Raw genomic sequence first — 24402 nt, forward strand, 5'->3', positions numbered from 1 at the left:
GTGCGGAATGACAAACACTGTTTTGCCATCCCGCAATTTTTTTACAGCAGGGTAATGACTACTCCGCGCATAATTTTCGCTGTCCTGCACGCAGGAATGCGCTGGCCAGACCCAGCCATAGCAGACCGCAGATCAGATTCACTATGCTAAAACCACCGTTGCCGAAGCTGAAATACGCGGTTTTTGCGGCTTCAATGCCGAGTGCAATGATCAGAATGCTCACCATCCCAAGCATCGCTGCCACGCTGCCTTTGCCTGCGCGGCTGGAAAAAAGCGTCATACGATAGAGTCCGGCGTTGACCAGTCCGGTGCCGAAACCGTAGAGACTCATTCCGGCAGTCAGCCACAGATAGCTGTCTGGGTTAATCATGGTGGCGATCGCTGCAATGGCCAGTCCGCAGACCACAGGCCATGCACCGAGTCTTACCGGCTGTTCAATGGGCAGACGGCTGGATAATTGACCCAGAGTCAGATTACCTGCAATCATGGCGGCAAAAACCGGCAGCTGCAAAAGGGCATAGTCGATGCGGCTCAGTTGCGCACCGTGGATCAAAATCACGGGCGACAATGCTACCCAGGCAATGCAGGGCACAGTGACCAGCCCGATCGCCAGCGAGCCGCGCATCACCTGAGGTTCTTTTAACAACAAGGCATAACCGCCAATAATTGAACGCAGCGACAGCGGTTTCTGACGATCGCCCGCCGTTTCAGGCATGGCATACCACAGCCCGGCCAGCGCCAGCGCCGCGACAGCCCCAATCAACCAGAACAGGGTGCGCCATTCTCCCACGGTAAGAAAAGCTGCGCCCGCCAGCGGCCCGGCCAGTGGGGCCAGCAGGGCGACGTTGGCCATCAGCGCCATCATTTTAATGCTGAGCGACTCTGTGAACGCCTCCTGTATCGCCGCGTAACCTACCGCCCCGATAAAGCAGAGGCTCATGCCCTGAAGAAACCGCAGCAGGATGAACTGTTCAATACTCTGTACCCAGTGGGTCGCGATGCAGGAGAGCATAAAAAACGCCACGCCGCTGAGCAGCACCGGACGCCGCCCGATGCGATCCGAGAGCGGTCCAAGCAGCCACTGCAGCAGAATGCCACCCGCCAGATAGGCGGTCAGCGAAGTAGAGACCCATTCAGGCCCGACCTTAAATTCCTGTGTCACCAGCAGCATGCCGGGCTGGATCATGTCATGGGCGATATAGGTAGCAAACTCGAATAAGACCAGCGACAGCGGAAAGATGAGATGTCGGCGGGTCAGTTGCGCCACCGGGAGAAAAGAAGCCATGATGAATACCTGCAATATAACCATTAAAAAGCGGCCACCGAAGTGACCGCATTAAACCAGAGTGACAGTGTAACGCTTAGCGCCAGCAGGCAATCGGGTTGACCAGCGTGCCCGCGAACTTCAGATTCTCGGCGGGATCGGCAAGGTTGATCATCTGCTGATTATTCGCCAGCTGCAGGCGGTTCAGACAGGAGCGGGTAAACTCCGGCGCAAACATGTCAAAACGGGCGAACTTAGTGGCATGCTCGGGGTGCGCCTGCTGATAATCCTTCACGCATTGCGCCACCGCCTGCCAGAATTCTTCCTCGGGTAGCGTTCCTGACTTATGCAGAATCGCGCTGATAAAGCGGAAAATGCAGTCAAATACATCGGTAAAGATCGACAGTAATTTGAGGTTCTCCGGCACATCCACCGCCAGACGCTGCACGCCCTCCGGCAGCACTGCTTCCGGGTTCATCACGGCGATCTCTTCGCCGATATCCTTCATGTAAGCACTGACCGGCACGTTGTTTTCCAGCAGCATGATCAGGTTTTCACCGTGCGGCATAAACACCAGGTCATGCTGATAGAAGCAATGCAGCAGCGGGCTGAGGTAGCAGGTGAGATAGCGATCAATCCACTGCTTCGCCGGCAAACCGGAGTTCGCAATCAGTGCAGGCAGCAGAGCCTGCTGATGGTGGTCGACGTGCAGGAATGAGGCCATGGTCATCAGACGCTGGCCAGGTTGCAGGCTGGCCGCGGGATTATCCCGCCACAGCGCAGCAAACATCTTTTTGTAGGCGGAATCGCCTTTGATCGCCTGCTCGTAGTAGCGGTTGTGATAGCCGACGGAAGCGACTTCGCGCAGGATACGGAAATCACAGCGTTGCAGCCACGCATCGCCAGCCACCAGCTGTTCCAGCCAGCCGTTAATGGCAGGCGTTGTCGCCATATAGTAGGGTGACAGACCGCGCATAAAGCCCATGTTCAGCACCGACAGTGCGGTTTTCACATAACGCTTAGAAGGCTGGCTGCGATTAAAGAAGGTGCGGATAGACTGCTGCGCCTGATAAGCATCGTCGCCGCTGCCAAGATAAACAATATCGTGATTAGCGATGTCCGCCGCAAACACGGTCAGCAGTTTGTTCTGCCACTGCCACGGATGCACAGGCATCAGGATATAGTCCTCAACCGCCAGCCCTTTATTCACCAGCTGCGTATTGAAGTGTTCCACGGTGGTGTCGCCCAGCTCATCACGCATCAGCTGTTCATAGCTCAGCCCGCTAAGGCTGGAGAAATGGGCATTGCGGCGGTGAACAGCGACCCAGATAAGGTGTACAGGCGCCGCGGCTTCCGGCGCATAGGCCAGATAATCCTGCGCATCGAAACCGATACGTCCGTTGTTGGCGACGAAGCAGGGATGGCCTTCGGTCATTGCCGCTTCCACGGTCTGGAAATCGGCTGTGACCAGCGCCTGGCTGTCGGGATTATTCTTCAGAAGTTTATACACGCTGCTGCACAGTGTGCTGCTGATCTCCTCCATATAGGTCGCCAGCAACGCCTGTGGAATGCCAATCTCGCCATTGAATTCCACAATAAACTTCAGCGCATCCAGCGGCAGATCGCGACCGTTCTCCTGCTTGCGTAGTGACTTCGCGTCGATTTCCCAGTGATCCAGCGCCAGCCGCGCCGCCTGGAAATGGTACGTTGCTTCACCGCCCGGCACCGCCAGTTGATAGCTGCCATCCTGCGATGCCTGCGGCGTGATGATTTTTTCATGCGCGAACTCGGCAATCGCTTTGCGGATCAGCATCCGGTTGGCCTGTGTCCAGTTGTCGCCCGTCAGATGTGTGCCGTCGGTCAGTGAAGCGGAGGTATTCATAGTCTGCGACTCCTGCAGTAACGCGTGTTGATAATCGTCCCGCTGGCAAAAGGCCAGCCAGGCGGTTTTATGGCCCATGTCGATGGTGTGCTGATAGCGGAATCCGGCGCGTTTATTCAGCACGTGGATTTTTTCATTGCGCACGTCCGGCTCTACCACGACACGTTTTACCTCAGGGCGGCTGAACATGTAGTCCATCACCAGCGTGAAGACCTGCCAGCTAAAGGCTTTGATTGGCTGGCTGGCCGGGGCAATCAGAATGTGCATGCCGTAATCATCAGGCGCGGCCGGATAAAACGTGCCGACCTCGTCGTCGCGGGCGCGATAACACTCAATCAGGCAGATGGGCTTGTCATTGCAGCAGCCAATCAGCGCGGCATGGGGATCGGATGCGGTCAGCGTCTGATAAAACGCCGCGACCTGTTCCAGACTCTGCTGCTGCATGCCCCAGAAGCGCGCATAATCACGGGAGACCCAGCTGTGGATGAGTGACGCATCGCTCTCAAGCATCGGTCTCAGGGTAAACTGGCCTGCGGGACGATCGGCCCTGAACAGTATGGGTGAACTCATCTCAGTGCTCCGATTTAGCCGGGAAGGTCTGGAAGGCGATCTGACGCTCGATGGGATACACCTCGCGTCCGGTCAGTTCACGCAGCAGGACTGAGTTGCGGTAGCAGGCCATGCCGAGATCCGGCGTGACAAAACCGTGGGTATGCAGTTCGGCGTTCTGCACGAAGATCTGATTGTGATGATCGATGCTGTAGTTTCGCTGAACGTCATAGCGGCCTTTGTCATCCCAGCGCAGGCGGGCGTGGATACCTTCTAAAAACATCGGTGGCTGGTAGTGATAACCGGTCGCCATCACTAGTCCTTCGGTGCGACGGGTAAAGGTGCAATCCTGCTCTTCCTGATGCAGCGTCAGTTCGAATTCCCCCTGCGGCAGCCAGCGCATCGCAGTGAGCGCCGAGTGTGTGAAGAGATTGACGTTGAGATCGCCGTCGAGTTGTTTGACATACATCAGGTCGTAAATGTCATTGATTAAGCTGCTGTTGATTCCCTTGTAGAGATTCTTGTGGCGCGTATTCAGCTCGTCTCGGGTGCTGGCGGGCAGGGCGTGGAAATAGTCCACCCACTCCGGCGAGGTCATCTCCAGCGTCAGCTTGGTGTACTCCAGCGGATAGAAGCGCGGCGCGCGGGTGATCCAGTTGAGCTGATAACCAAAGCGGTCGATATCGGTCAGCAGATCGTAGTAGATTTCCGCTGCGCTCTGGCCGCTACCCAGCACGGTAATCGAACGCTTCTGCTGCAACTCCGCTTTATTGGCCAGATAATGGCTGGAGTGGGTCAGGCGCTGGCGGTGCGGCTGGCTGCACGCCGGCATCCAGGCTTTTGGCCCGGTGCCGAGCACCAGATGACGCGCCTGATAGCGCTGTTTCTCTCCGCTTCGGGTGTCGGTCACCTGAAGGTGATAAATGCCGGCCGCTTCATCGTAGCTGACATACTCCACATGGCTGTTCCAGCGCAGATTAGATAGACGCGAGCTGGCCCACTGACAGTACTGGTTATACTCTTTGCGCATCAGGAAGAAGTCTTCACGGATATAAAAAGAGTATAGTTTTCCTTTTTCCTTCATGTAGTTAAGCAGGCTGTGCGGGCTGGTGGGATCGGCAAGTGTCACCAGGTCGGCCATAAACGGCGTCTGCAGATGGGCGTTTTCCAGCATCATGCCGGTGTGCCAGTCAAAGCCGGGATTCTCATCCAGGAAAATACCATTCAGTCCCTCAACCGGCTCACTCAAACAGGCCAGGCTCAGGTTGAAAGGGCCAATGCCGATGCCAATAAAATCGTAAACAGGATTATTCATTTCAGATCGCTCCCTGATTCGCCGCGCTCAGCGCAGAAGCACGAACCTGTTCGCGGCCATAATGCGCAATCAGGCTCAACACATCTTCGAGGTCGGCAATGGTGGTAGTGGGATTTAACAGGGTGAATTTCAGATACTGACGTCCATCCACTTTGGTTCCGGCAATCACCGCATTACCGGAGCGGAACAGCGCTTTACGGATGGCGGCGTTGATCTCGTCGATCTGCGCGTCACTGGCATGTTTGCCGGGAACGTAGCGGAAAATCTGGGTAGTCAGCTCAGGCGCGTGCAGCACTTCAATGGCCGGATGCGCCGTTAATAGCTGGTGCGCAGCCTGTGTCAGATCGATCAGGGTATCGAAGGCATCACCCAGCGCCGCCGGGCCCATGACGCGCAGTGTCAGCCACATTTTCAGCGCATCAAAACGGCGGGTTGTCTGAATGCTTTTGTTGACCAGATTCGGCGTGCCTTCCTGCTGGGCGCTGAGCGGATTGAGGTAGTCCGCATGGTGCGTGACATGCTTCAGATTCTGGCTGTCCCGCACAAAGAAGGCGCCACAGCTGACGGTCTGGAAGAATGATTTGTGATAATCAACGGTCACGGAGTCCGCGCGCTCAATGCCATTCAGGCGGGAACGATGATTTTCAGAGACCAGCAGGCCACAGCCATACGCGGCGTCAACGTGCATCCATAAACCGTAATCGTCACAGAGACGGGCGATTTCCGGCAGTGGATCGATGCTGCCAAAGTCTGTGGTGCCGCTGGTGGCGACCACTGCAATCGGGATCAGCCCTTCACTGCGGCAACGCGCGATCTCCTGTGCCAGACATCCCGCGTCCATGCGGTAATGGTCATCGTGATCGACGGCGATAACCGCGTCATAGCCCAGTCCCAGAATCGCCATCGACTTCTGGATGCTGAAGTGGCTGAGTTTCGAGGTAAACACCCGCCATTTCGAGGCAGTTTCAGGCAGGCCACGATGCTTAATCAGGTGTCCCGGATGATGCGCGGCACACCAGCTGTCACGCGCCAGCAGCATTGCCATCAGGTTGGATTGGGTACCTCCGCTGGTGAAGATCCCATCCGAACCGGCTGGCAGACCGATACGGCCAAGCGTCCAGTCGATCACCTTCTGCTCAATCAGGGTGCCGCCTGCGCTCTGATCCCAGGTATCGACCGAGCTGTTGACTGCCGCCATAATCTGCTCTGCCATCAGCGAGGGCAGCACCACCGGGCAGTTCAGGTGCGCCAGGTATTTAGGATGGTGAAACCAGACGGCGTCACGAAGATAGAGCTGGCTCAGCTCGGTCAGTGCATCCTCGTTGTTGCCGAGTGGGTGATCGAGATCGACCTTGCTGAACTCCGCCGCCAGTTCGTGGGGCAGAATGCCGCTAAAGGGCTTCTCTACGCCGGTAACAGTGCGTGTCATCAGCGTTAGCACTTCCTGAGTCTGCTGCGACCAGGCCGCCAGTTGCTGATCGTTAAAAATGGCCGTTTCGGCACCGCTGGCATTGGAGGCTGGCGCGAGATCCAGAGCCGCCTGTGTGGATGAGCGTAAAAGCATGTTCAGTTCCTGTGCGTTAATACCAGTGACCCTGCCGGCATTAAGCCAGCAGCGTTGGATGTGCGCTCAACAACTCCAGTAAACATAAATCTGACTAACCAGATAAAAATCCTGACAACCAAAGACGCCAGGGTTTTAACCTTAAAAAAATAAATACCGCATATTATTTGTGGATTTTGCAGCGTTTAACGCTTTGTTATATGCGGATGAGAGTGTAAATGTTAATCATTATCATTCAATTGTTTTATTGTTAAATTTTATCTATTAGCCGGACTAATGTTGTAAATGTGATATACATCACATTTTGCGTTCGGAATAGTCCTTTTTTAGCGTGATTAGTGCCAGAGAATGTCAGTGAATCTGTGTCACGATGAGGCGTTTCAGGTCAGGGATGAGCGTAACGAGCGTAAATAACGGCTATTGTCGGCACAGGTGAGGGGGATTCTGATAAGGACCAGGAGGGGAATCAAGAGCAGATGAAACACACACCCAGAAAGGGCTAATAGCCCTTTCTGGTTTAGTACACTTTCTTTTACCCTGCATTCGTTTCAGCAGGTGCCTTCTTTTTGGCCATGAAGTTATAAATCACTAACAAGCCAAAAATACCGGTGATGATCATTGTGATGGTTCCCTTGTCCATAAAGTGAGCCATATTGCCAAGCAGAATGCCGGTCACGCCGAAGTCGGTATCCGAGAAGGTCGTGTTGGTCAGGCCAATCTGTCCCAGCACCGGTAGCAGGGCGACAGGCAGGAAGGTAATCAGCAGGCCATGGGCAAAGGCACCGCAAATCGCCCCGCGTTTGCCACCGGTGGCATTACCAAATACGCCCGCCGTAGCGCCACAGAAGAAGTGGGGCACAACACCCGGCAGAATTAATACCCAATGCAGCTGACCGAGGACAAACAGCCCAACCAGGCCACCAACAAAGCTGGAGATAAAGCCGACCAGCACCGCATTCGGGGCATAAGGGAAAACAATCGGGCAATCCAGCGCGGGTCTTGCATCCGGTACCAGTTTTTCTGAAAAGCCGGTAAAGGCCGGAACGATCTCAGCCAGGATTAAGCGTACGCCCTGCAGAATAATAAAGACGCCCGCCGCAAAAGTAATGGCCTGAATAAAGGAGTAAACCAGGTAGTTTTGACCATGACTGAAGTTGGCCTCTACATACTCTTTACCTGCTGACACCGACAGGATTAAGTAAATAATCATCATCGTCAGCGAGATGGAGATCGTGCTGTCGCGCAAAAAACTGAGGTTTTTTGGCATGTTCATCTCTTCGGTGGATTTAGAACCTTTACCCACTAAAGAGCCGATCCAGCCAGATAAGACATAGCCAATGGTCCCGGTATGCGCCAGCGCGACATGGTCGCCCCCGATGATCTTACGCATATAAGGCTGTGCAATTGCCGGGAAGGTGGCCATCAGAATACCCAGAAGCAGTGAGCCGGTGTAAATAAGCTGCACACCTTCAAAACCGGCAACTGATAAAATAATTGCAATCATACAGGCCATATAGAAGGTCACATGGCCGGAAAGGTAGATATATTTAAGTCGGGTAAATCGGGCAACAACGATGTTGGCGACCATGCCGAAGGCCATGATCATCGTAGTTGGCGCACCATATTTTGCCAGTGCGATAGAGACCATTGCTTCGTTATTAGGAATGATGCCCTGAACATCAAATGCATGTTTAAAAATGTCGCCAAGTGGTGTCAGGGAACCAACCAGAACGGTCGCTCCGCCTGCCAGCACCAGGAAGCCCAGAATGGTTTTAACCGTGCCCTTAATAACGTCAGGAAACGGCTTCTTCTGCGCAATCAGTCCGAAACATGCCACCAGTCCGACTAATATTGAGGGCACTTTCAGCACGTCGACGACGAACTGCAAAAGATTTTGAGTAAACATATTAACCTCGAGGGTAAGGTGTTTATCTAATTATTAGCGTCAGTTTTTCTCAAAATACTCGCGTATTTTTTGTTCCACTTCTTTCAGGTCAATAATGTTGTTAATGATGATAACCTTCTGTTCAGGAAGGTTGGCGCTGTAGGCAATGTCTTTTGCCATCACAAAAACATCCGCCACATCGGGCGTAACAGAGCCGAGATCAGAATGTTCAACTTCCGCTTCAACACCAATAGCTTTAAGCACCTTCTTAATGTTCATTTCCATCATGAAGCTGCTGCCCAGACCTGAACCACAAACCGCCATAATTTTCATATCTCACCTCATTAACTGTTGATCAAATGTCGTGTTTTAGCAGGCAATTCAGACGCCCGATAAAATCGTTATCAGCGCTTCTTTACTGGTCGCCCTGAAGAGTTGTGCCATGATCGCTTCATCAGACAGAACTTCTGCAAGCTCGGAAATCATTTCGATATGGCTATTGCTGTCCGGCGCGGCAAACATAAAAATGGCCTTTACCGGATCGTTCTCTTCAGAGTCAAATTTCACGGCTGTGCCCAGCAGCACAATCGACAACCCCAGTTTGTGCGCGCCCTGTTCCGGACGGGCGTGAGGCATTGCAATCTGCGGAGCGATGACGAAAAAGGGCCCGATCTCCTCTTTTTGCTGAATGATGGCATCAATGTAATCCTGCGAGATTGCGCCCTCACTGAGCAGAGGACGCCCCGCAATGATGAGTGCTTCCTGCCAGTCAGCAACGCTTTCGACGTACTGGATTTTCTCGTTGTTTAACCACTTAGCCAGGTGTGACATCGCCTTGCTCCTGCTGAAAAATGCCTGAATACGTACAGTCATTTTTTAAAAAAACGCCTTTCATCTCTTTTTGACTGAACCTGCAGGCAACCTGCGTCCACTCACTGTGCGGGAAAATAAAGGCAGTCCGATTCGTAAAAGAACGTTTTATCAAGCCGTTAAGAAATAACGCGTTTCTTAGCGTGCACATAAAATTAAATTTCACTTTAACCGGTACATCTGTACATGTTAAAGATGTCTAGTCATCTCGATAATGTCCTTCGACGTGTACGGACACAACATGTAAAGTTAAAATTTGGCTGAACAGGCTTAACATCAGTGCCAATTTGATAAGTTGATCACATATTCAGCGAGCCGTAGTGGTACTCATCCGGCAATGTCAGGCAGAACTGTACTGACACGGATTAGAGGGAGACCGTCCTTCACGCAAATGGGAAGAAAGCCAATGGCTGATGGCATTACTGAAAAGCAAAAAGAGGTGGTTAATTACATCCTCAATAAAATTAAGGATGATGGCCTTCAACCCGGAGAAAAGCTGGATACCGAAATATCAATTGCCAAAAATATCGGCATTACACGCGCAACGGTGCGTGAGGCGACACGTATTCTGGTGGAACAGCAGAGAATATATCGGGTAAAAGGATCGGGTATTTTTGTGGGTTCCGCGGAGATAAGTAGCCAGGCTCACCGATATCATGTGCTTTCACCTTTTGATTATCAGGCTCAGAGAAATGGCCATAAAGGTGTCAGAAAAATCATCTCTGTCAGTATCGTCAGGGTTCCTTCAGCGGACATGGCCCAGGCACTGCGTATCAAGAGCAGCGATCAGATTTATAAGATTTTACGTCTGATGTGTTTTGACGATATTCCGGTGGCACTAGAACATATCCACCTGCCAGTGAACCTGTTCAACAGCATGGAATTCAGCAAGCTGGAAATCTCCAAATATGCCTATATTGAAGAGGTGACAGGTAAAAAAGTCCAGCTCAGAGACCAGCATTTAACAGCCGTCAATCTTGCGGATAAGCAATCACTTACGTTACTTAATTTAGCGGAAGGCGATGCGGTCATTCAGCTGAATGAAACGGTTTATCTCGACGACGGCATTCCCTGTGAAGTCAATGTGGCGATTATCAATACCCGGTATTTTCCTCTGAAACAAAACTCGCAGCGACCTTAAATAAATAATCTTTTAGTCACTTATCTTTCCCTCAATTGAAAGCTCAGTATGCTTATTTAATTGCCTGACGTTCGGCGCTTTCTTCCTCCAGTACAGAATGGACTTCAGTATGCTGTATTCCAGATATCGGTTATTAAGTCAGCGCCGCGGCAGAACGCCTGACGGCTTTCCATACTTAAGACGATTTTCTGCATAACTTTTCCAGCTCGCTGGTTTTAATCGCCTTTTCTTCAGGTAACAGGTCGTGTTATCCGTGAGATCTTGCTTTCAAACCCTGTTTCAGCGTCGTTATCCTCATTTATCCTTTCAGCCCTCCCCATTATGACGAATTCAATAAAGCATAAAACAATATGATGTTTTACCAACAATCGCCTGCACAGCACACTGGTCAGCAACCGGAATTAACAAGGACCAGGTGAATGGCATATCGATTGAGTCTGTTAGATAAAGCATCCGTGCTGCAGGGCGAGACGCCCACCGCGGCGCTGCAGCGCACCCTGCAGCTGGCCCAGCTGGCAGAGGAGTGGGGATATCACCGTTTCTGGCTGGCAGAACATCACAACACCGCGCAGCTCGCCAGTCCTTCACCGGAAGTGTTAATTGCGTGGATCGTTGCCCAGACCCGTCATATTCGCGTCGGATCGGGCGGAGTGATGTTGCAGCATTACAGCCCCTATAAAGTGGCAGAAAACTTTAATCTGCTCGCCTCTCTGGCTCCCGGACGTATCGACCTCGGTGTAGGCAAAGCGCCAGGTGGATTACCGCTCTCAACCCATGCACTGCAACAGGGTGTCGATGCCGCTAAAAAAGGGAGCTTTGCTAATCAGCTTCAGCTGCTGGATAGCTGGCTCACGCCCGCTCAATCTCATGTCGATGACGAAGGCTTAGCCGCCACGCCACTGCCGCCACGCCCGGCCAATCGTTTTCTGTTGGGTGCCAGTGAAGAGAGCGCCCGGCTCGCCGCCAGTCTGGGCTGGCAGTTTGTGTTTGCGGCCCACCTCAATGGCGATCGTCAGTTACTGGAGCGCGCGTTAAGTACTTTCTCCCGCCTGAGTCACGGTCAGCGCGCACTGGTGGCTGTACAGGTGGTGGTGGCCGATTCACCCGCCGGCGCAGACCTGCTGGTTTCCGGTCTGCGCCATTATCACGTCGCAGTGAAAGAGGGCCCAGGCGTCAATGTCGCCAGTCTTGAGCAGGCCGAACGCTATGTGCGTCAGGGCGGTTACAAGGATTACAAAATAGAGCCGCGCACACCGTCATTGCTAAAAGGCACATCAGCGCAGGTTCATGCTCAACTGGATGCACTGCATCATAACTTTGATATTGATGAGTTCGTGATCGACACGCCAATTACCGAGCCGGTTGCCCGCCTGAAGTCACTTGAACTGCTGGCTACGCATCATCTGGTCGCAGCCTGAATCTCAATGGAGAGTCATCATGAACCATGAGTCACAACTGATCGAATGGCGACGCGAACTGCATACCTGGCCAGAGCTGTCGGGTCAGGAGTTTGCGACCACGGCGCGACTGCGGGGATGGTTAGCCGCAGCGGGCATCAGGATTCTGGATTATCCCCTCGATACGGGCGTGGTGGCGGAGATTGGCAGTGGAGAGACGGTGATTGCGCTGCGCGCGGATATCGATGCACTACCGATCCATGAGGCGAGCGGCGTGCGGTTTCATTCCCGTCATCCTGGCGTCATGCACGCCTGCGGTCACGACCTGCACAGCGCGGTGATGCTGGGCGCAGCGTTGCAGCTCAACACGCTGTCCGATCAATTACCTGGCCGGGTACGTATTCTGTTTCAGCCCGCAGAGGAGATCGCGCGAGGAGCCAGACAGTTTATTGAGGCGGGTGTACTTGATGAGGTGCAGGCCATTTTCGGCATGCACAATGAACCCTCGCTCCCCATTGGCACATTCGCTACCCGCAGCGGCGCGTTCTACGCCAATACGGATAAATTTATTATCCGCGTGACTGGCAAAGGCGCACACGCTGCGTATCCGGAACAGGGCGTCGACAGCATTGTCACCGCCAGCCAGATCATTCAGGCGTTACAGGGACTCACCAGCCGCAGCTTCAGTGCCCTGGACAGTCTGGTGCTGAGCATTACGCGTATCGACGGCGGCAAAAGCTGGAACGTGTTACCAGGCGGCGTTGAGTTTGGCGGCACGGCCCGAACCCATGATTTACGGGTGCGCGCGGAACTGGAGCGGCGGGGGCGTGTGCTGGTTGAACACGTTGCCGAAGCCAATGGCGCGCAGGCAACCCTGAGCTGGCATCCTGGCCCGCCGGTGCTGATCAATGACGCGCACTGGGCGAACTTCAGCAGTGAAGTGGCGCAGCAGGCGGGTTATCGGGTGCAGACGGCCGACCTGCACCTGCTGGGCGAAGATTTTGCCTTTTATCTGCAACAGGTGCCCGGTGCGTTTGTCAGCATTGGCAGCGCCAGTGATTTTGGTCTGCATCACGCCAGTTTTACCCCGGATGAGGCGCTGATTGCCCCCGCCGCCGACTACTTTGCCCGACTGGCCCGCCAGGCGCTGCAACATCTTAATGCGCGATGTCGGGAATCCATTCTGAACTGAATTCATCTGCAGCCCGCTAACGCACGACGGTTCTGAACACCGTCGTCGGGCACTGCTACGACTAAAAAAGAGAGAGCATCATGACCACAAGACAACTTCGGCTGGGCACTATTCTGCATGGCGCATCGGGAAACATGTCCGCCTGGCGCCATCCTGCGGCACAGGCTGATGCCAGCATCAACCTGGATTACGCCAAAAAAATCGCCCGTAAAGCGGAGCAGGGCAAGCTCGACTTCCTGTTTGTCGCCGACGGATTATTTATTAATGAGAAATCGATACCACACTTTCTCAATCGCTTTGAGCCGCTGACACTCCTGTCTGCCCTGGCGGGCGTTACGGAACATCTGGGACTGGTCGGCACCGTTTCCACGTCCTACAGCGAGCCGTTCACCGTGGCGCGTCAGTTTGCCAGCCTCGATCACCTCAGCGGCGGTCGCGCGGGGTGGAATGTGGTGACCTCGCCGCTGGAAGGTTCCGCAAAAAACTTTTCCCGCCAGAAACATCCTGAGCATGCGTTGCGTTACCGCATTGCCGATGAGTATCTGCAGGTGGTGAAAGGCTTATGGGATTCGTGGGAGCAGGATGCTTTTGTGCGCGACAAAGAGAGTGGGCAGTTCTTCGATCCGGCAAAGTTACATACGCTCGATCATCACGGTGACTTCTTCCAGGTGCAGGGGCCGCTGAACATCGCCCGCACGCCGCAGGGCCGTCCGATTATCTTCCAGGCCGGAGCCTCTGAGGACGGTAAAAAGCTGGCGGCGCGCCACGCTGACGCCATCTTTACCCATCAGCCGACCCGCGAAGAGGCGCAGGCGTTTTATCAGGATGTGAAGCAGCAACTGGAGGCGAATGGCCGTCAGCCAGAGGATCTGCACATCTTCCAGGGTGTCAGCGTGATTGTTGGCGATGATGCAGAGGATGTGGAGCGCCAGTATCAGACCACGGCGGCGCTGGTATCGATTACCGATGCGCTCAATTACCTGGGGCGTTTCTTCGACCACCACGACTTTTCACAATACTCGCTGGATCAGCCGTTTCCGGACATTGGCGACATAGGTCAGAACAGCTTCCGCAGCACCACCGACGAGATCAAACGCAAAGCCAGAGAGCACGGTCACACTTTGCGTCAGGCGGCGCTGGAAGCAGCCACGCCGCGCCCGCTGTTCCACGGTACACCGGAGGAGGTCGCCGATGGTCTTCAGCAGTGGTTTGAGACCCAGGCCGCTGACGGCTTCATCATCAATGGCGGCACGCCCGATACCTTTGAACGCTTTGTCGACCGCGTGGTGCCGATTCTGCAGGCTCGCGGGCTGACGCGTCGCGACTATCCGGGCAGCACCCTGCGCGACAGCTTTGCCCTGAAACAACCCGTTAATCAGTTCACCTCACAATAGGGCACAGGCCATGAAAAAAACATCACCTCTTCTCGCCCTGCTTATTCTGGCGGCCAGCAGCCATGCGCTGGCGGAAGATACCCGCGTTTCCTATAACGGCCAGCGGGTCAGTCTTGAAGCGAATAAAGCGCCAGTCAATACCGTGAAGAATCCGGATGCCATCGCTCAGTTGCCTGCCGGTCATCACTTTGTGGTGCCAGGTTCCTTTACGGTGGCGGTTGCGGCACTGAATTCGCCACCGCTCACCGTGTTTTCCGACGACAATAAAACTCTGCTCGGCAGTGAAGTGGACATTGCCCGGCTTGTCGCTGACAGCCTGGGACTGAAACTCAACGTCGTGCCTGCGTCGTGGGAAGACTGGCCGCTGGGTGTGGCCTCGGGCAAGTATGACGCGGCGATCTCCAACATTACCGTGACCAAAGATCGTAAAGAGAAATTCGACTTTGCTACCTACCGTAAAGACTCCCTGGGTTTTTATGTCAAAACCAGCAGCCCGATAAAATCACTGACTAAAGCAGATGATATCGCCGGGCTGCGGATCATCGTGGGATCCGGCACCAATCAGGAGGCGATTCTGCTGGCATGGGATAAAGAGAATCAGGCAAAGGGACTGAAAGCCTTTACGCCGATCTACGCCAAAGATGATGCGGCTCAAACGCTGGCGCTGCAGGCGGGCCGCGCAGATGCATACTTCGGTCCCAACGTGATTGGAGCGTGGAAAGCGGCACTGACGGGTAAAACCCGCCTGGTGGGCAGTGTCGATGGTGGCTGGCCAAAAGCGGCACACATCGCCGTTACCGTGAAGAAAGGCAACGGCCTGGCGGAACCGATCAGTACTGCGCTGAACGGCGTGATCGGCAATGGCGACTATCAGAAGGTGCTGAACCGCTGGGGTGAAGGTGTTGAGAAGATCGACCGTTCAGAAATCAATCCCGCCGGGCTGGGCGACTAAGGAGCTGACCATGAGTGAATCCACTTTTCGCGATGTTTCACCCGATGCACCAGAGCTCCAGCCGATTCTCGGCGGGCTATTTGATGAATATTCCGCGCGCTACGGTGACTACTTTGCCCGGCATAAAGAGCAGGAACTGACCGAATGGTATCTGCCGCCGCAGGGGCTGTTTATTGTGCTGGAGCGTGACGGGGAGATTATCGCGATGGGCGCTTACAAACCCTGTGATCCACAAACCGCCGAGCTGAAACGTATCTGGACACGCAGCGATCTGCGTCGTCAGGGGCTGGCACTGGTGGTGTTGCAGGAGCTGGAGCGGCGTGCGCTGCAGGCAGGTTATCAGCGGCTGTTTCTCACCACCGGCTTTCGCCAGCCGGAAGCGGTGCGGCTCTATACCGGCCACGGCTATCAGCCTCATTTTGATCTCAGCGGCGATCTGGAGCGTTATGGCCAGCCGCCCCATGACGGACGACTGCGTTTTAGTAAAGTCATCGGCGTTTATAACGTCGCCGAAGCGAGTTAAGGAGTGACGATGAGCAAGCATCAACAACTACAGGTGGTGCCAGCGCGCTACCCGGCCCGCACCGCCGGGGCTATCGTGGCGCTGTTTATACTGGCGGGCGTGGTGCAGTCGGTGGCCTTTAACCCACGCTGGGAGTGGAGCGTGTTTGCCCGCTGGTTCTTTGATCCGGTGATCCTGCATGGCCTGGGTCAGACGCTACTGCTGACCCTGCTGGGCACAGTATTCAGCCTGCTTTTGGGCGGTCTGCTGGCGCTGGCGCGACTTTCCTCGTCATGGCTGCTGAGCACGCTGGCGTGGGGTTATATCTGGCTGTTCAGGTCACTGCCGCTGATTGTCGTGCTGATTATTCTTTATAACTTCTCCTATCTCTACGACACCCTGTCGATAGGCATTCCGTTCACCGGTCTGTCGTGGCGCGCGTATCAGACGATTAACGTACTGGGCCAGTTTCAGGCTGCCGTTATTGGTCTGACGCTGGTGCAGGCGGCTTACAGTGCGGAGATTATTCGTGGCGGTATCCTCGGTGTCGATCACGGTCAGGTAGAAGCCGCGTCCGCGTTGGGTCTCTCCGCCACGCGCCGCACCTTCCGCATCATTCTGCCGCAGGCACTGCGCGCCATTATTCCTACTGCCTTTAACGAGATCATCAGCCTGGCGAAGGGCACTTCCGTGGTTTACGTGCTGGCGATGCCGGAGCTGTTTTACACCATCCAGATGATCTACAACCGTAACCAGGAAGTGATCCCGCTACTGATGGTGGGGGCCGCCTGGTATCTGATTATTACCACCGTATTGTCCGTGATTCAGTACAACGCTGAACGCTGGATGGCCCGCAGCGTCACGCGTGAACCGCAACCCTCTCGCTGGCGACAGTGGCGCAACCGCGTCACACCCCTTCATCCAACCGAGGAGATCAGCCATGTCCGAAGCCATTGATTACCGCACTTCTCACACCACCGGTGCCATCAGTATCACCGGGGTCAGTAAACGTTTTGGTAAACATAAAGCGCTGGATGATGTTTCGCTGTCGCTGGAACCCGGTTCAGTAACGGTGATTCTTGGCCCCTCCGGTTCCGGTAAATCCACGCTGCTGCGCACCATTAATCATCTGGAGCGGGTCGATGAGGGATTTATTCAGATTGATGGTGACTACATCGGCTATCAGCAACGCGGCAATAAGCTTTATGAGCTGAAAGAGAAGGCGATTCTGCGCCAGCGCATCAACGTCGGCTATGTGTTCCAGAATTTCAATCTGTTCCCACACCTCAGCGTGCTGGATAACCTCATTGAAGCGCCGATTGCGCATCGGCAGTTAACGAAAACGGAAGCGATACAGCGCGCCGGTGAACTGCTGGATATTGTGGGCCTGCGCCATAAAGCGGATGCCTGGCCACGTCATCTGTCGGGCGGGCAGCAGCAGCGCATCGCTATTGCGCGTGCGCTGATGCTTAATCCGCGTGTCATGCTGTTCGATGAGCCGACCTCGGCGCTGGACCCGGAACTGGTCGGCGAAGTCCTCGACGTGATTAAAAAGCTTGCACGTTCCGGGACTACGCTGGTGATTGTGACGCATGAGATCGGCTTTGCCCGTGAAGTGGCAGACAATGTGGTCTTTATGGTGGATGGCCGGATTGTGGAGCAGGGCAGCACGACGCAGGTGCTCAATCATCCGCGTCATGAACGCACCCGCCGTTTCCTGGCGCGCGTGTTATGAGAGGGCTAACGTTTACCGCGCTGATGCTTCTTCCGGCGCTGACCTGTTCAGCGGCAGAGAAGCTTGATGTGCTTAAAAATGAGGTGCCGATCCATGCCCCGGCTAATCCGCAGGCGATCGCTAAAATTCCCGCTGGTTTTCATTTTATCGAAGCTGGTACGCTGACGGTTGCGACCTCAGCCACCAACTCACCGCCGCTGTCACTGCTGGCGTCAGACAACGTGACACGGATTGGCAGTGACCCGGATATTGCCAGACTGCTGGCGGACAGCCTGGGCTTAAAGCTGAAGCTGGTTCCGGCTTCATGGGAGGACTGGCCGCTGGGCATCAGCGCCGGACGCTATGATGTCGCGATGTTCAATATAGCCGTTACTGAAGAGCGCAAGAAGAAGTTCGATTTTGCGACCTATCGCGCCGACAACCACGCCTTTGCGGTGAAAAGCGACAGTCAAATCAGCCGGATTAATAGCCCGGCTGATATTGCCGGCAAGCGAATTATCGTCTCGTCGGGCACTAATCAGGAGCGCATATTGCTGAGCTGGGATCAGCAGAACCGGACCCAAGGTCTGCCTGCGGTAACGCCGATCTACCTTACTGATGATGCATCGGCGACGCTGACGCTGCTGTCTGGGCGGGCCGATGCGATGTTTGGGCCTCACTCCATGGCGGCCTGGAAAATGGCGTCACGCGGACAGACAAAACTGGTGGGCAGTGGGCCGTTTCGCGCCTGGGTTGCCGTGACCACCAAAAAGGGCAATGGTCTGGCCCTGGCGCTACAGGCTGCGCTCGACGGCACCATTACGGGTGGTCAGTATCAGCAGGTGCTGGCCCGCTGGGGAGAACAGGATGAAGCCATCGCTCACTCCACAGTAAATCCACCGGGCATTGTTTACTGAGTCCACAGAGCCGGCGCTGTCCCGGCTTTTCATTAAAAAAGTGAGCCAGAACAATGTTGGATCCCCTCCCGCGCCTCTCTCGTCTGACCGCCCCCGGCTCGCAGCGCCTCACCGAATTGAGCTACACTCTTCAGCGATAGTGATTTATCCTGCCCGCCTGTTTCCGTTAACATTCAGTGCCTGGTGGAGTAATTAACCTGGAAGCCCCATGAAAATCAGATTCCTTTCTGCCAATGAACCAAAACTGGCTGAGGTGCGCAAGATACTCGAACCCATCGGGGTCGAAGTGCTGCCCATCGCCCGTCGCATCGAAGAAATTCAGACTGAAAACGAGCTCGACCTGGTGCGCGACAAACTCACCAAGGCGTTTTCGCTGATTGGGCGACCGCTGTTTGTGGAGCATACCGGCCTCTATCTGGATGGCCTCAATGGTCTGCCCGCTGGTCTGACCCGCATCTTCTGGAACCGCCTGGACGCTGAGCGCTTTACCGCGCTGGTACAGGGGCTCGACAGCCAGGCCGTGACGGCTAAAACGGTGCTGGGCTATTGTGACGGCCGTAAAATGTATCAGTTTTCTGGCGAACTGCGAGGCACCATCGCCGCGAAACCTGCCGGGACACGTGGCTTTCAGTGGGACTGTGTGTTTATTCCCGAAGGCTATGACCAGACCTTTGCGGAAATGGGTGAACTCAAGAATGAGATTTCGATGCGGCGTATTGCGCTGGATCGTTTCGCTACCTTTTTAAAAACCTCGCGGGGAGTGGCATGAAACCTGAACTCAAGCGCGCCTATGATTCCGGCAAACTGATTCTATTTGCCGGTGCCGGTATTTCGCGCAATTTTGGTCTTCCCGAGTGGCACGAACTGATTGCGCATCTTGCAAACGAGCTGGGTTACGATCCCAAAATTTTTAATACCTATGGCACGCATCTGTCACTGGCAGAGTATTACAAGCAGAAGAAAGGTTCCCTAGGCCCGCTGCGCAGCTGGATGGATCGCGAGTGGCACCGTCCGGATATCGATGTCCGGTCTTCTGAAATTCATACCATGATTACCCAGGGTAACTTCTCCCGCATTTACACCACTAACTATGATCGCTGGCTGGAAGCGGCGCACGACGCGCACGGCGTACCCTATTATAAAGTGGCCAATGCTGCCGATCTGGTCTCTTTGACCGAAGATAAGCGCCACATCATCAAACTGCACGGTGACTTCGATGATGACACCTCAATCGTGCTTGATGAGAGCAGCTATTTCGAACGTCTCTATTTTGACTCGCCGCTCGACATTAAGCTGACCCATGACGTGATGGGCAATTCTGTGCTGTTTGTCGGCTACAGCATCAGTGATTTCAACATTCGCCTGCTGTTTTACCGTCTGACCAAAATGTGGGGCCGCACCGGGCTGGCGACGGCGCGACCAAAATCGTATCTGTTCACTAACCGTAATAACCCGGTGGCCAAAGAGGTGCTGGGGCAGTGGGGGATCGAGGTGATCGTTTCTGAAGAAGACGATCCACGCAAGGCGCTGGCGATGTTCCTTGAAGAGCTGCTGGTCTAGTCAGCGCAGTTTCCGGCAGAGAAGCCTCAGGAAAATAAAAAAAACCTGCGCCCGGTTAAGGTTAGCCGGTGCATAACCGATAAACTCTATTCTATGCTGGCAAAGCATAACCGGCATGATATACTGTATGTATACACAGTACCTGAGGGCGAAAAGATGGCTGTTGAAACAAAATTTGTTGTAGTCAGAAAGGGTGAAGAGAAGATGACGTTTGCCAATAAGAAAGAGGCCGATGCCTACGACAAAATGCTCGATATGGCCGAAGCTTTCACTGACTGGCTGTTACAGCATCAACCTGCACTGGATGAATCTCAGGCTGAAACCCTGGGCCTGCTGATTGCAGAACAGAAAGATGCGGTTCAGCATATTCTGCGCACCAGCAAATTGCCGGAAGCGGCAGTCTCCGTCTCTCAACCGGAAGCCGTGTCAGACGCTGGCGCGGATGAGCAGGCTGAAGAGCCTGCTGCCAAGAAAGTGCGCGCTGTTAAAGCCGCGTAATTGCCACAATGCCGGAAGCGAACCTTCCGGCATTGCTGTTTTTGAATAACGGTTTGATCACCGCCTTCATGCCATTAACCTGTAAGTATCTCGCGGGTTTTAACCTGATAGCGGGTGCTTCTGCCGCCTCCCTCAAGCCGGTACAGACAGCCTTTTTCAACCAGATCCGCCAGATGACGGGTCGCCGTGGCTTTACTTACTTTCGCGACTTTCTGATACTGGCTGGCGCTTATCCCCTGTTCGAAACCCTGCTCGCCACCGTCTAACAGCCGGTTAAGGACTTTTACCTGTTCCGGACTTAATGACATCCCCTGATGTCGTAACCAGAATCGCGCTTTCAACTGTGTGCGATCGATAACATCCAATGCCTGTTTCAGGCTCTCATCCAGGATATCCAGAAACCACACCAGCCAACGGGTGATATCAAGGCCGCCTTTCTGCGTCTGCTCAAGGATCCGGTAATAACCGGCACGCTGCGCCAGTATTGCCGGAGACATGGCGTACAGGCGGATGCTCTGGCTGTCAGCCTGTGCCAGGGCGAGATCGGTCAATGCTCGCGTGATACGGCCATTCCCGTCATCAAAAGGGTGTAGCGTGACAAACCACAGATGGCAGATGGCGGCGCGCAGCAGCGGGTCCAGCATCACATCATGCTGACTGCTGTTAAACCACGCGATGAACTCTGCCAGCTGTGGCTCCAGTCCGTGTCGCGGTGGGGCTTCAAAATGTACCGTGGGACGATCTATGCGTCCTGAAACCACCTGCATGGGTTCACTGCCACGCAGCGTCCCGACGCTCAGGCGCTGTACTGTCCATTCATCTGCCGGGAAGAGCCAGTGATGCCACTGAAATAACCGTTCCAGCGTTAATGGCTGGCTGCGATTGTTGATGGCATCAAGCATCATCGCGGCCAGTCCTTCTGACCGATCGGAGACCGGATAGGGCTGCGTTTCCGTAACGCCTAACCGGCGCGCCAGAGACGAGCGAACTGACTGCACGTTTACCCGCTCCTCTTCGATCGCCGAAGAGGAGAGAATATTACCCAACAGGGTATCCAGCGTCTGTGATTCATTGTCTGATTGCAGGCTGGCGCGGCCGAGCAGCAAACCGCGCTGCTGCTGCAAATGGCGCAGGCGTGGTAGCAGCTCGTTATCCTGCCAATGAAATTGGGGCCATTCCGGCTGTTGCCAGATCCAGTCAACGCTCATCATCCACTCACGGTTAAAGAGAATGAGCCGAATAAGTGTAGTTAATCGGCTCATGATATGAGTCGATAATAGCGGATATTTGGCTCACAGGCCAACCGTGCGGAATGGCAGGCAAAGAAAAGGACCCGAAGGCCCTGTTTATTAGCGGGAGAACTGCATAAAAGTGTCTGAATAGTAATGAACGATCCAGGCGATATACACTAGCCAGACAACCATCCCAACAGCCAATCCTGATTTACCGATCATTGTTCTCTCTCCACTGCGATAAGGGGGCTACAGCAACTGTTGACATAAACTGACAGTAATAGCGGCTGGCGATATTGTTGCAGATCAAAAAAAGCCCGTTCTGCAGGCTTGCCATCTTCCCCTCGCGATCAACTTTCCTCTACCGCGCACGTTGAGACCCCCATCACGGCAGGATAAGCCCCATTAAAGTTCAAAAAAACGCCGCCGATAGATGATCTCAGGAGCACCATGAACACAGGGAGGTATTGAGGCAGGTAAATTCCAGGGGAATCACTATGGCCGGTCAGGTAACGCATAAGAAAAAAATGAGTACCCGTGCGCAGATGTTAATCATGGGTGGTTTAACGATAGTGCTGGGATTTACCGTGACAATTGGGGTCCTCAGCTGGCAATCAGGTAAAGAACAAAAACAACTGGCCGAAAAATATCTGCAGCAGATTGCGCAAAGCCGTGCCTTGCAGGTGCAGCAGGAACTGAGCCATGCCCGCGATGTTGCCAGCCTTCTCGGTCAAAGTCTGATCGCGTTACCCCGCGCCGGTATTACCGATCGCAAAGCGGTTGATAAAGTGATGGAGTATGCGTTACGCGCGAATCCTGACTATCTGTCGATGTCAGTCATCTTTGAACAGAATGCGTTTGATGGCCGTGATGCTGAGTTCGCCTCACAGCCGGGACAGGCGCCACAGGGGCGCTATGCCTTTTTTGTGGATCGTGACACATCAGGTAAATATGCCATGCATCCGCTGCTCTCTTATCTGACGCCGGGTCAGGGCGATTACTATCTGGTCCCGCAAAAATCACAAAAAGACACGCTTACCGAACCCTATAGTTATGCCTATAACGGCGTGCCGACCCTGCTCACCTCCGTAGCGGCCGTCATTATGGATCAGGGCACCTTAAAAGCAGTTGTCACCTCTGATATATCCCTGGCTTCACTGCAACAGAAAGTGAATCAGATTAAACCCTGGCAGGGCAGCGGCTATGCGTTGCTACTCTCCAGTAACGGTAACGTTGTCTCCTCGCCGGTGAAGGATGAGGCTGGGAAACCGTGGAAAGGGGAAAAAAATGGCTTTACGTCGAAAGTCGTAGAGCATTTTGATGCCGTGCTGGGTGAAGATGCCCTGGTTACCTGGCAGCGAGTAGTGATTGGGAACAGCGACAAAGCCTGGTATCTGGGCGTCGTTGCACCGGTCAGTCAGGTGATGGCCGCATCCACCCGCCAGCTGATGTGGGCGGTGATCATGATGGTCGTAAGCGTTCTGCTGGTCGGCGCGGTGCTGGGCATGCTGTTCAGCCGTAAAGTGCTGCGTCCAATTGGGGGCGAGCCGGTTGAAGCGGCGCATATTGCCCTGGCCGTTGCTGATGGCAAGCTGGATAACCGGATCCCGGTGAAGAGCGGTGATAGCAGCAGCCTGTTCTTCGCGCTTAGCACCATGCAAAGCCAGCTCCGACAGATTGTTGAACAGATAAAAGATTCCAGTGAATCAGTACGTCAGGGCGCGGGCGAGATCGCCAGTGGCAACCTCAATCTGGCATCACGCACCGAGGAACAGGCTGCTGCGCTGGAGCAGACCGCAGCCAGTATGGAGCAGATCAGCGCCACGATTCGCCTGAATGCCGACAATGCGCAGCAGGCAACCAGCCTGACTGAAAACGCGACGCATATTGCCAGTCGCGGTGCCTCGCTGGTGGGTGAGGTGGTGCAGACCATGGCGCAGATCGATGACAGTTCGAAAAAGATCGGCGACATTACCACGATGATCAACAGCATTGCCTTTCAGACCAATATTCTGGCGCTGAACGCGGCGGTGGAAGCCGCACGTGCCGGTGAACAGGGCCGCGGTTTTGCGGTAGTCGCCTCTGAAGTGCGCAACCTTGCCCAGCGCAGCGCGAATGCGGTGAAGGAGATTGGTGCACTGATTGAAGAGTCGAGCGTGCGAGTCGAGAGTGGTGTCCGGCTGGTAAACGATGCCGGTAAAACCATGCAGGAGATGATGCACGCGGTCAATTCAGTGCAGGGCATTATTGGTGAGATTGTTACTGCATCCAGCGAACAGGCGCGTGGCATCAGCCAGGTGACGATTGCCGTCAATGAAATGGATGGCGTGACCCAACAGAACGCCGCGCTGGTGCAGCAGATGTCGGCGGCCGCCAGCTCACTGGAAGATCAGGCGCAGCAGCTGTCACAGACGGTGGAGCAGTTCCATCTGGCATAAGGATGCAGCTCAGGTAGCATACGCCTTACGCAAAGACGCAAGAGCGCCATCCATGGCGACTCAACGTGGCGATGACGCACCTCAGCCCTGAGGTGCGCCCGTAGCCGGGCCAGCGCTTTACGTTGTTCAAAAAGCG

The 24402-nt window shown here is 54.5% G+C and carries 21 protein-coding genes; 13 read left to right on the forward strand and 8 right to left on the reverse strand.

The features are described from left to right. Window positions 1–58: 58 nt before the first annotated feature. From P2R09_RS05910 to P2R09_RS05940, 7 genes are all read right to left on the reverse strand, one after another. On the reverse strand, window positions 59–1285 hold the full coding sequence (locus P2R09_RS05910; protein ID WP_275767965.1) for an MFS transporter: 1227 nt from the start codon (window positions 1283–1285) through the stop codon (window positions 59–61). Window positions 1286–1361: 76 nt separating this feature from the next. Continuing rightward, window positions 1362–3716: a GNAT family N-acetyltransferase gene (locus P2R09_RS05915; RefSeq protein WP_275767967.1), complete on the reverse strand. Its 2355-nt coding sequence runs from the start codon at window positions 3714–3716 to the stop codon at window positions 1362–1364. A gap of 1 nt (window position 3717) precedes the next feature. Then, a complete protein-coding gene (locus P2R09_RS05920) occupies window positions 3718–5010 on the reverse strand; it encodes a lysine N(6)-hydroxylase/L-ornithine N(5)-oxygenase family protein (RefSeq protein ID WP_275767968.1) in 1293 nt (430 codons plus the stop codon). A 1-nt stretch (window position 5011) separates the two neighbouring features. Beyond that, entirely contained in the window at window positions 5012–6574 is a 1563-nt protein-coding gene (locus tag P2R09_RS05925; RefSeq protein ID WP_275767970.1) for an aspartate aminotransferase family protein, read from the reverse strand. 532 nt (window positions 6575–7106) lie between these two features. Continuing rightward, window positions 7107–8480: a PTS ascorbate transporter subunit IIC gene (locus tag P2R09_RS05930; protein ID WP_008924645.1), complete on the reverse strand. Its 1374-nt coding sequence runs from the start codon at window positions 8478–8480 to the stop codon at window positions 7107–7109. A 39-nt stretch (window positions 8481–8519) separates the two neighbouring features. After that, window positions 8520–8792 carry a PTS sugar transporter subunit IIB gene (locus P2R09_RS05935; RefSeq protein ID WP_275767973.1) on the reverse strand — a complete coding sequence of 91 codons (273 nt, stop codon included), beginning with the start codon at window positions 8790–8792 and terminating at the stop codon, window positions 8520–8522. 48 nt (window positions 8793–8840) lie between these two features. Next, window positions 8841–9290, reverse strand: coding sequence for a PTS sugar transporter subunit IIA (locus P2R09_RS05940; RefSeq protein ID WP_275767975.1), 450 nt, complete (start codon window positions 9288–9290; stop codon window positions 8841–8843). 445 nt (window positions 9291–9735) lie between these two features. Between P2R09_RS05940 and P2R09_RS05945 the strand changes: the two genes are divergently transcribed. The 12 genes from P2R09_RS05945 (at window position 9736) to P2R09_RS06000 (ending at window position 20596) form a co-directional block, all read left to right on the forward strand. Then, window positions 9736–10470: a GntR family transcriptional regulator gene (locus tag P2R09_RS05945; RefSeq protein WP_275767977.1), complete on the forward strand. Its 735-nt coding sequence runs from the start codon at window positions 9736–9738 to the stop codon at window positions 10468–10470. Between the two features lie 419 nt (window positions 10471–10889). Further along, window positions 10890–11888, forward strand: a complete 999-nt coding sequence (locus tag P2R09_RS05950) for an MsnO8 family LLM class oxidoreductase (RefSeq protein ID WP_275767979.1) — start codon at window positions 10890–10892, stop codon at window positions 11886–11888. 19 nt (window positions 11889–11907) lie between these two features. Further along, window positions 11908–13059, forward strand: coding sequence for an amidohydrolase (locus tag P2R09_RS05955; protein WP_275767981.1), 1152 nt, complete (start codon window positions 11908–11910; stop codon window positions 13057–13059). 80 nt (window positions 13060–13139) lie between these two features. Continuing rightward, a complete protein-coding gene (locus P2R09_RS05960) occupies window positions 13140–14453 on the forward strand; it encodes an LLM class flavin-dependent oxidoreductase (RefSeq protein WP_275767983.1) in 1314 nt (437 codons plus the stop codon). 10 nt (window positions 14454–14463) lie between these two features. Further along, window positions 14464–15405, forward strand: a complete 942-nt coding sequence (locus P2R09_RS05965) for an ABC transporter substrate-binding protein (protein ID WP_275767985.1) — start codon at window positions 14464–14466, stop codon at window positions 15403–15405. Between the two features lie 10 nt (window positions 15406–15415). Continuing rightward, a complete protein-coding gene (locus P2R09_RS05970; protein ID WP_275767987.1) occupies window positions 15416–15928 on the forward strand; it encodes a GNAT family N-acetyltransferase in 513 nt (170 codons plus the stop codon). Between the two features lie 9 nt (window positions 15929–15937). Further along, window positions 15938–16864, forward strand: coding sequence for an amino acid ABC transporter permease (locus P2R09_RS05975; protein ID WP_275767989.1), 927 nt, complete (start codon window positions 15938–15940; stop codon window positions 16862–16864). Continuing rightward, window positions 16848–17642: an amino acid ABC transporter ATP-binding protein gene (locus P2R09_RS05980; RefSeq protein WP_008924653.1), complete on the forward strand. Its 795-nt coding sequence runs from the start codon at window positions 16848–16850 to the stop codon at window positions 17640–17642. The genes P2R09_RS05975 and P2R09_RS05980 overlap by 17 nt, the downstream gene beginning before the upstream one ends. Beyond that, on the forward strand, window positions 17639–18538 hold the full coding sequence (locus P2R09_RS05985; RefSeq protein WP_275767992.1) for a transporter substrate-binding domain-containing protein: 900 nt from the start codon (window positions 17639–17641) through the stop codon (window positions 18536–18538). Before P2R09_RS05980 ends, P2R09_RS05985 begins: the two co-directional genes overlap by 4 nt. A 208-nt stretch (window positions 18539–18746) precedes the next feature. Then, on the forward strand, window positions 18747–19307 hold the full coding sequence (locus P2R09_RS05990; protein ID WP_003855100.1) for a non-canonical purine NTP pyrophosphatase: 561 nt from the start codon (window positions 18747–18749) through the stop codon (window positions 19305–19307). Next, window positions 19304–20098 (forward strand): SIR2 family protein, encoded by a 795-nt coding sequence (locus P2R09_RS05995; RefSeq protein ID WP_003855101.1) that lies wholly within the window; start codon window positions 19304–19306, stop codon window positions 20096–20098. The genes P2R09_RS05990 and P2R09_RS05995 overlap by 4 nt, the downstream gene beginning before the upstream one ends. Window positions 20099–20254: 156 nt before the next feature. Then, window positions 20255–20596, forward strand: a complete 342-nt coding sequence (locus P2R09_RS06000; RefSeq protein ID WP_275767995.1) for a YebG family protein — start codon at window positions 20255–20257, stop codon at window positions 20594–20596. 74 nt (window positions 20597–20670) lie between these two features. Here the strand turns inward: P2R09_RS06000 and P2R09_RS06005 are convergent, their stop codons facing one another. Then, complete coding sequence (locus tag P2R09_RS06005; protein ID WP_275768130.1) at window positions 20671–21804, reverse strand: Fic family protein; 1134 nt, start codon at window positions 21802–21804, stop codon at window positions 20671–20673. 521 nt (window positions 21805–22325) lie between these two features. Between P2R09_RS06005 and P2R09_RS06010 the strand changes: the two genes are divergently transcribed. Further along, the gene (locus P2R09_RS06010) at window positions 22326–24266 is read left to right on the forward strand and encodes a methyl-accepting chemotaxis protein (protein WP_275767997.1); all 1941 of its coding nucleotides are present in this window, start codon (window positions 22326–22328) and stop codon (window positions 24264–24266) included. Window positions 24267–24402: the final 136 nt, after the last annotated feature.

This window comes from Pantoea sp. Cr_R13, assembly GCF_029222565.1.
GTDB lineage: Bacteria > Pseudomonadota > Gammaproteobacteria > Enterobacterales > Enterobacteriaceae > Pantoea > Pantoea eucalypti.

Excerpts from the sequence above, each read along its gene's own strand:
- P2R09_RS05990 (WP_003855100.1), top strand. The coding sequence starts at position 18,747 with ATGAAAATCAGATTCCTTTCTGCCAATGAACCAAAACTGGCTGAGGTG.
- P2R09_RS05985 (WP_275767992.1), top strand. The coding sequence starts at position 17,639 with ATGAGAGGGCTAACGTTTACCGCGCTGATGCTTCTTCCGGCGCTGACC.
- P2R09_RS05920 (WP_275767968.1), bottom strand. The coding sequence starts at position 5,010 with ATGAATAATCCTGTTTACGATTTTATTGGCATCGGCATTGGCCCTTTC.
- P2R09_RS05965 (WP_275767985.1), top strand. The coding sequence starts at position 14,464 with ATGAAAAAAACATCACCTCTTCTCGCCCTGCTTATTCTGGCGGCCAGC.
- P2R09_RS05930 (WP_008924645.1), bottom strand. The coding sequence starts at position 8,480 with ATGTTTACTCAAAATCTTTTGCAGTTCGTCGTCGACGTGCTGAAAGTG.
- P2R09_RS05945 (WP_275767977.1), top strand. The coding sequence starts at position 9,736 with ATGGCTGATGGCATTACTGAAAAGCAAAAAGAGGTGGTTAATTACATC.
- P2R09_RS05970 (WP_275767987.1), top strand. The coding sequence starts at position 15,416 with ATGAGTGAATCCACTTTTCGCGATGTTTCACCCGATGCACCAGAGCTC.
- P2R09_RS05980 (WP_008924653.1), top strand. The coding sequence starts at position 16,848 with ATGTCCGAAGCCATTGATTACCGCACTTCTCACACCACCGGTGCCATC.
- P2R09_RS05940 (WP_275767975.1), bottom strand. The coding sequence starts at position 9,290 with ATGTCACACCTGGCTAAGTGGTTAAACAACGAGAAAATCCAGTACGTC.
- P2R09_RS05910 (WP_275767965.1), bottom strand. The coding sequence starts at position 1,285 with ATGGCTTCTTTTCTCCCGGTGGCGCAACTGACCCGCCGACATCTCATC.
- P2R09_RS05960 (WP_275767983.1), top strand. The coding sequence starts at position 13,140 with ATGACCACAAGACAACTTCGGCTGGGCACTATTCTGCATGGCGCATCG.
- P2R09_RS05915 (WP_275767967.1), bottom strand. The coding sequence starts at position 3,716 with ATGAGTTCACCCATACTGTTCAGGGCCGATCGTCCCGCAGGCCAGTTT.
- P2R09_RS05995 (WP_003855101.1), top strand. The coding sequence starts at position 19,304 with ATGAAACCTGAACTCAAGCGCGCCTATGATTCCGGCAAACTGATTCTA.
- P2R09_RS06005 (WP_275768130.1), bottom strand. The coding sequence starts at position 21,804 with ATGAGCGTTGACTGGATCTGGCAACAGCCGGAATGGCCCCAATTTCAT.
- P2R09_RS05925 (WP_275767970.1), bottom strand. The coding sequence starts at position 6,574 with ATGCTTTTACGCTCATCCACACAGGCGGCTCTGGATCTCGCGCCAGCC.
- P2R09_RS05975 (WP_275767989.1), top strand. The coding sequence starts at position 15,938 with ATGAGCAAGCATCAACAACTACAGGTGGTGCCAGCGCGCTACCCGGCC.
- P2R09_RS05935 (WP_275767973.1), bottom strand. The coding sequence starts at position 8,792 with ATGAAAATTATGGCGGTTTGTGGTTCAGGTCTGGGCAGCAGCTTCATG.
- P2R09_RS05950 (WP_275767979.1), top strand. The coding sequence starts at position 10,890 with ATGGCATATCGATTGAGTCTGTTAGATAAAGCATCCGTGCTGCAGGGC.
- P2R09_RS05955 (WP_275767981.1), top strand. The coding sequence starts at position 11,908 with ATGAACCATGAGTCACAACTGATCGAATGGCGACGCGAACTGCATACC.
- P2R09_RS06000 (WP_275767995.1), top strand. The coding sequence starts at position 20,255 with ATGGCTGTTGAAACAAAATTTGTTGTAGTCAGAAAGGGTGAAGAGAAG.
- P2R09_RS06010 (WP_275767997.1), top strand. The coding sequence starts at position 22,326 with ATGGCCGGTCAGGTAACGCATAAGAAAAAAATGAGTACCCGTGCGCAG.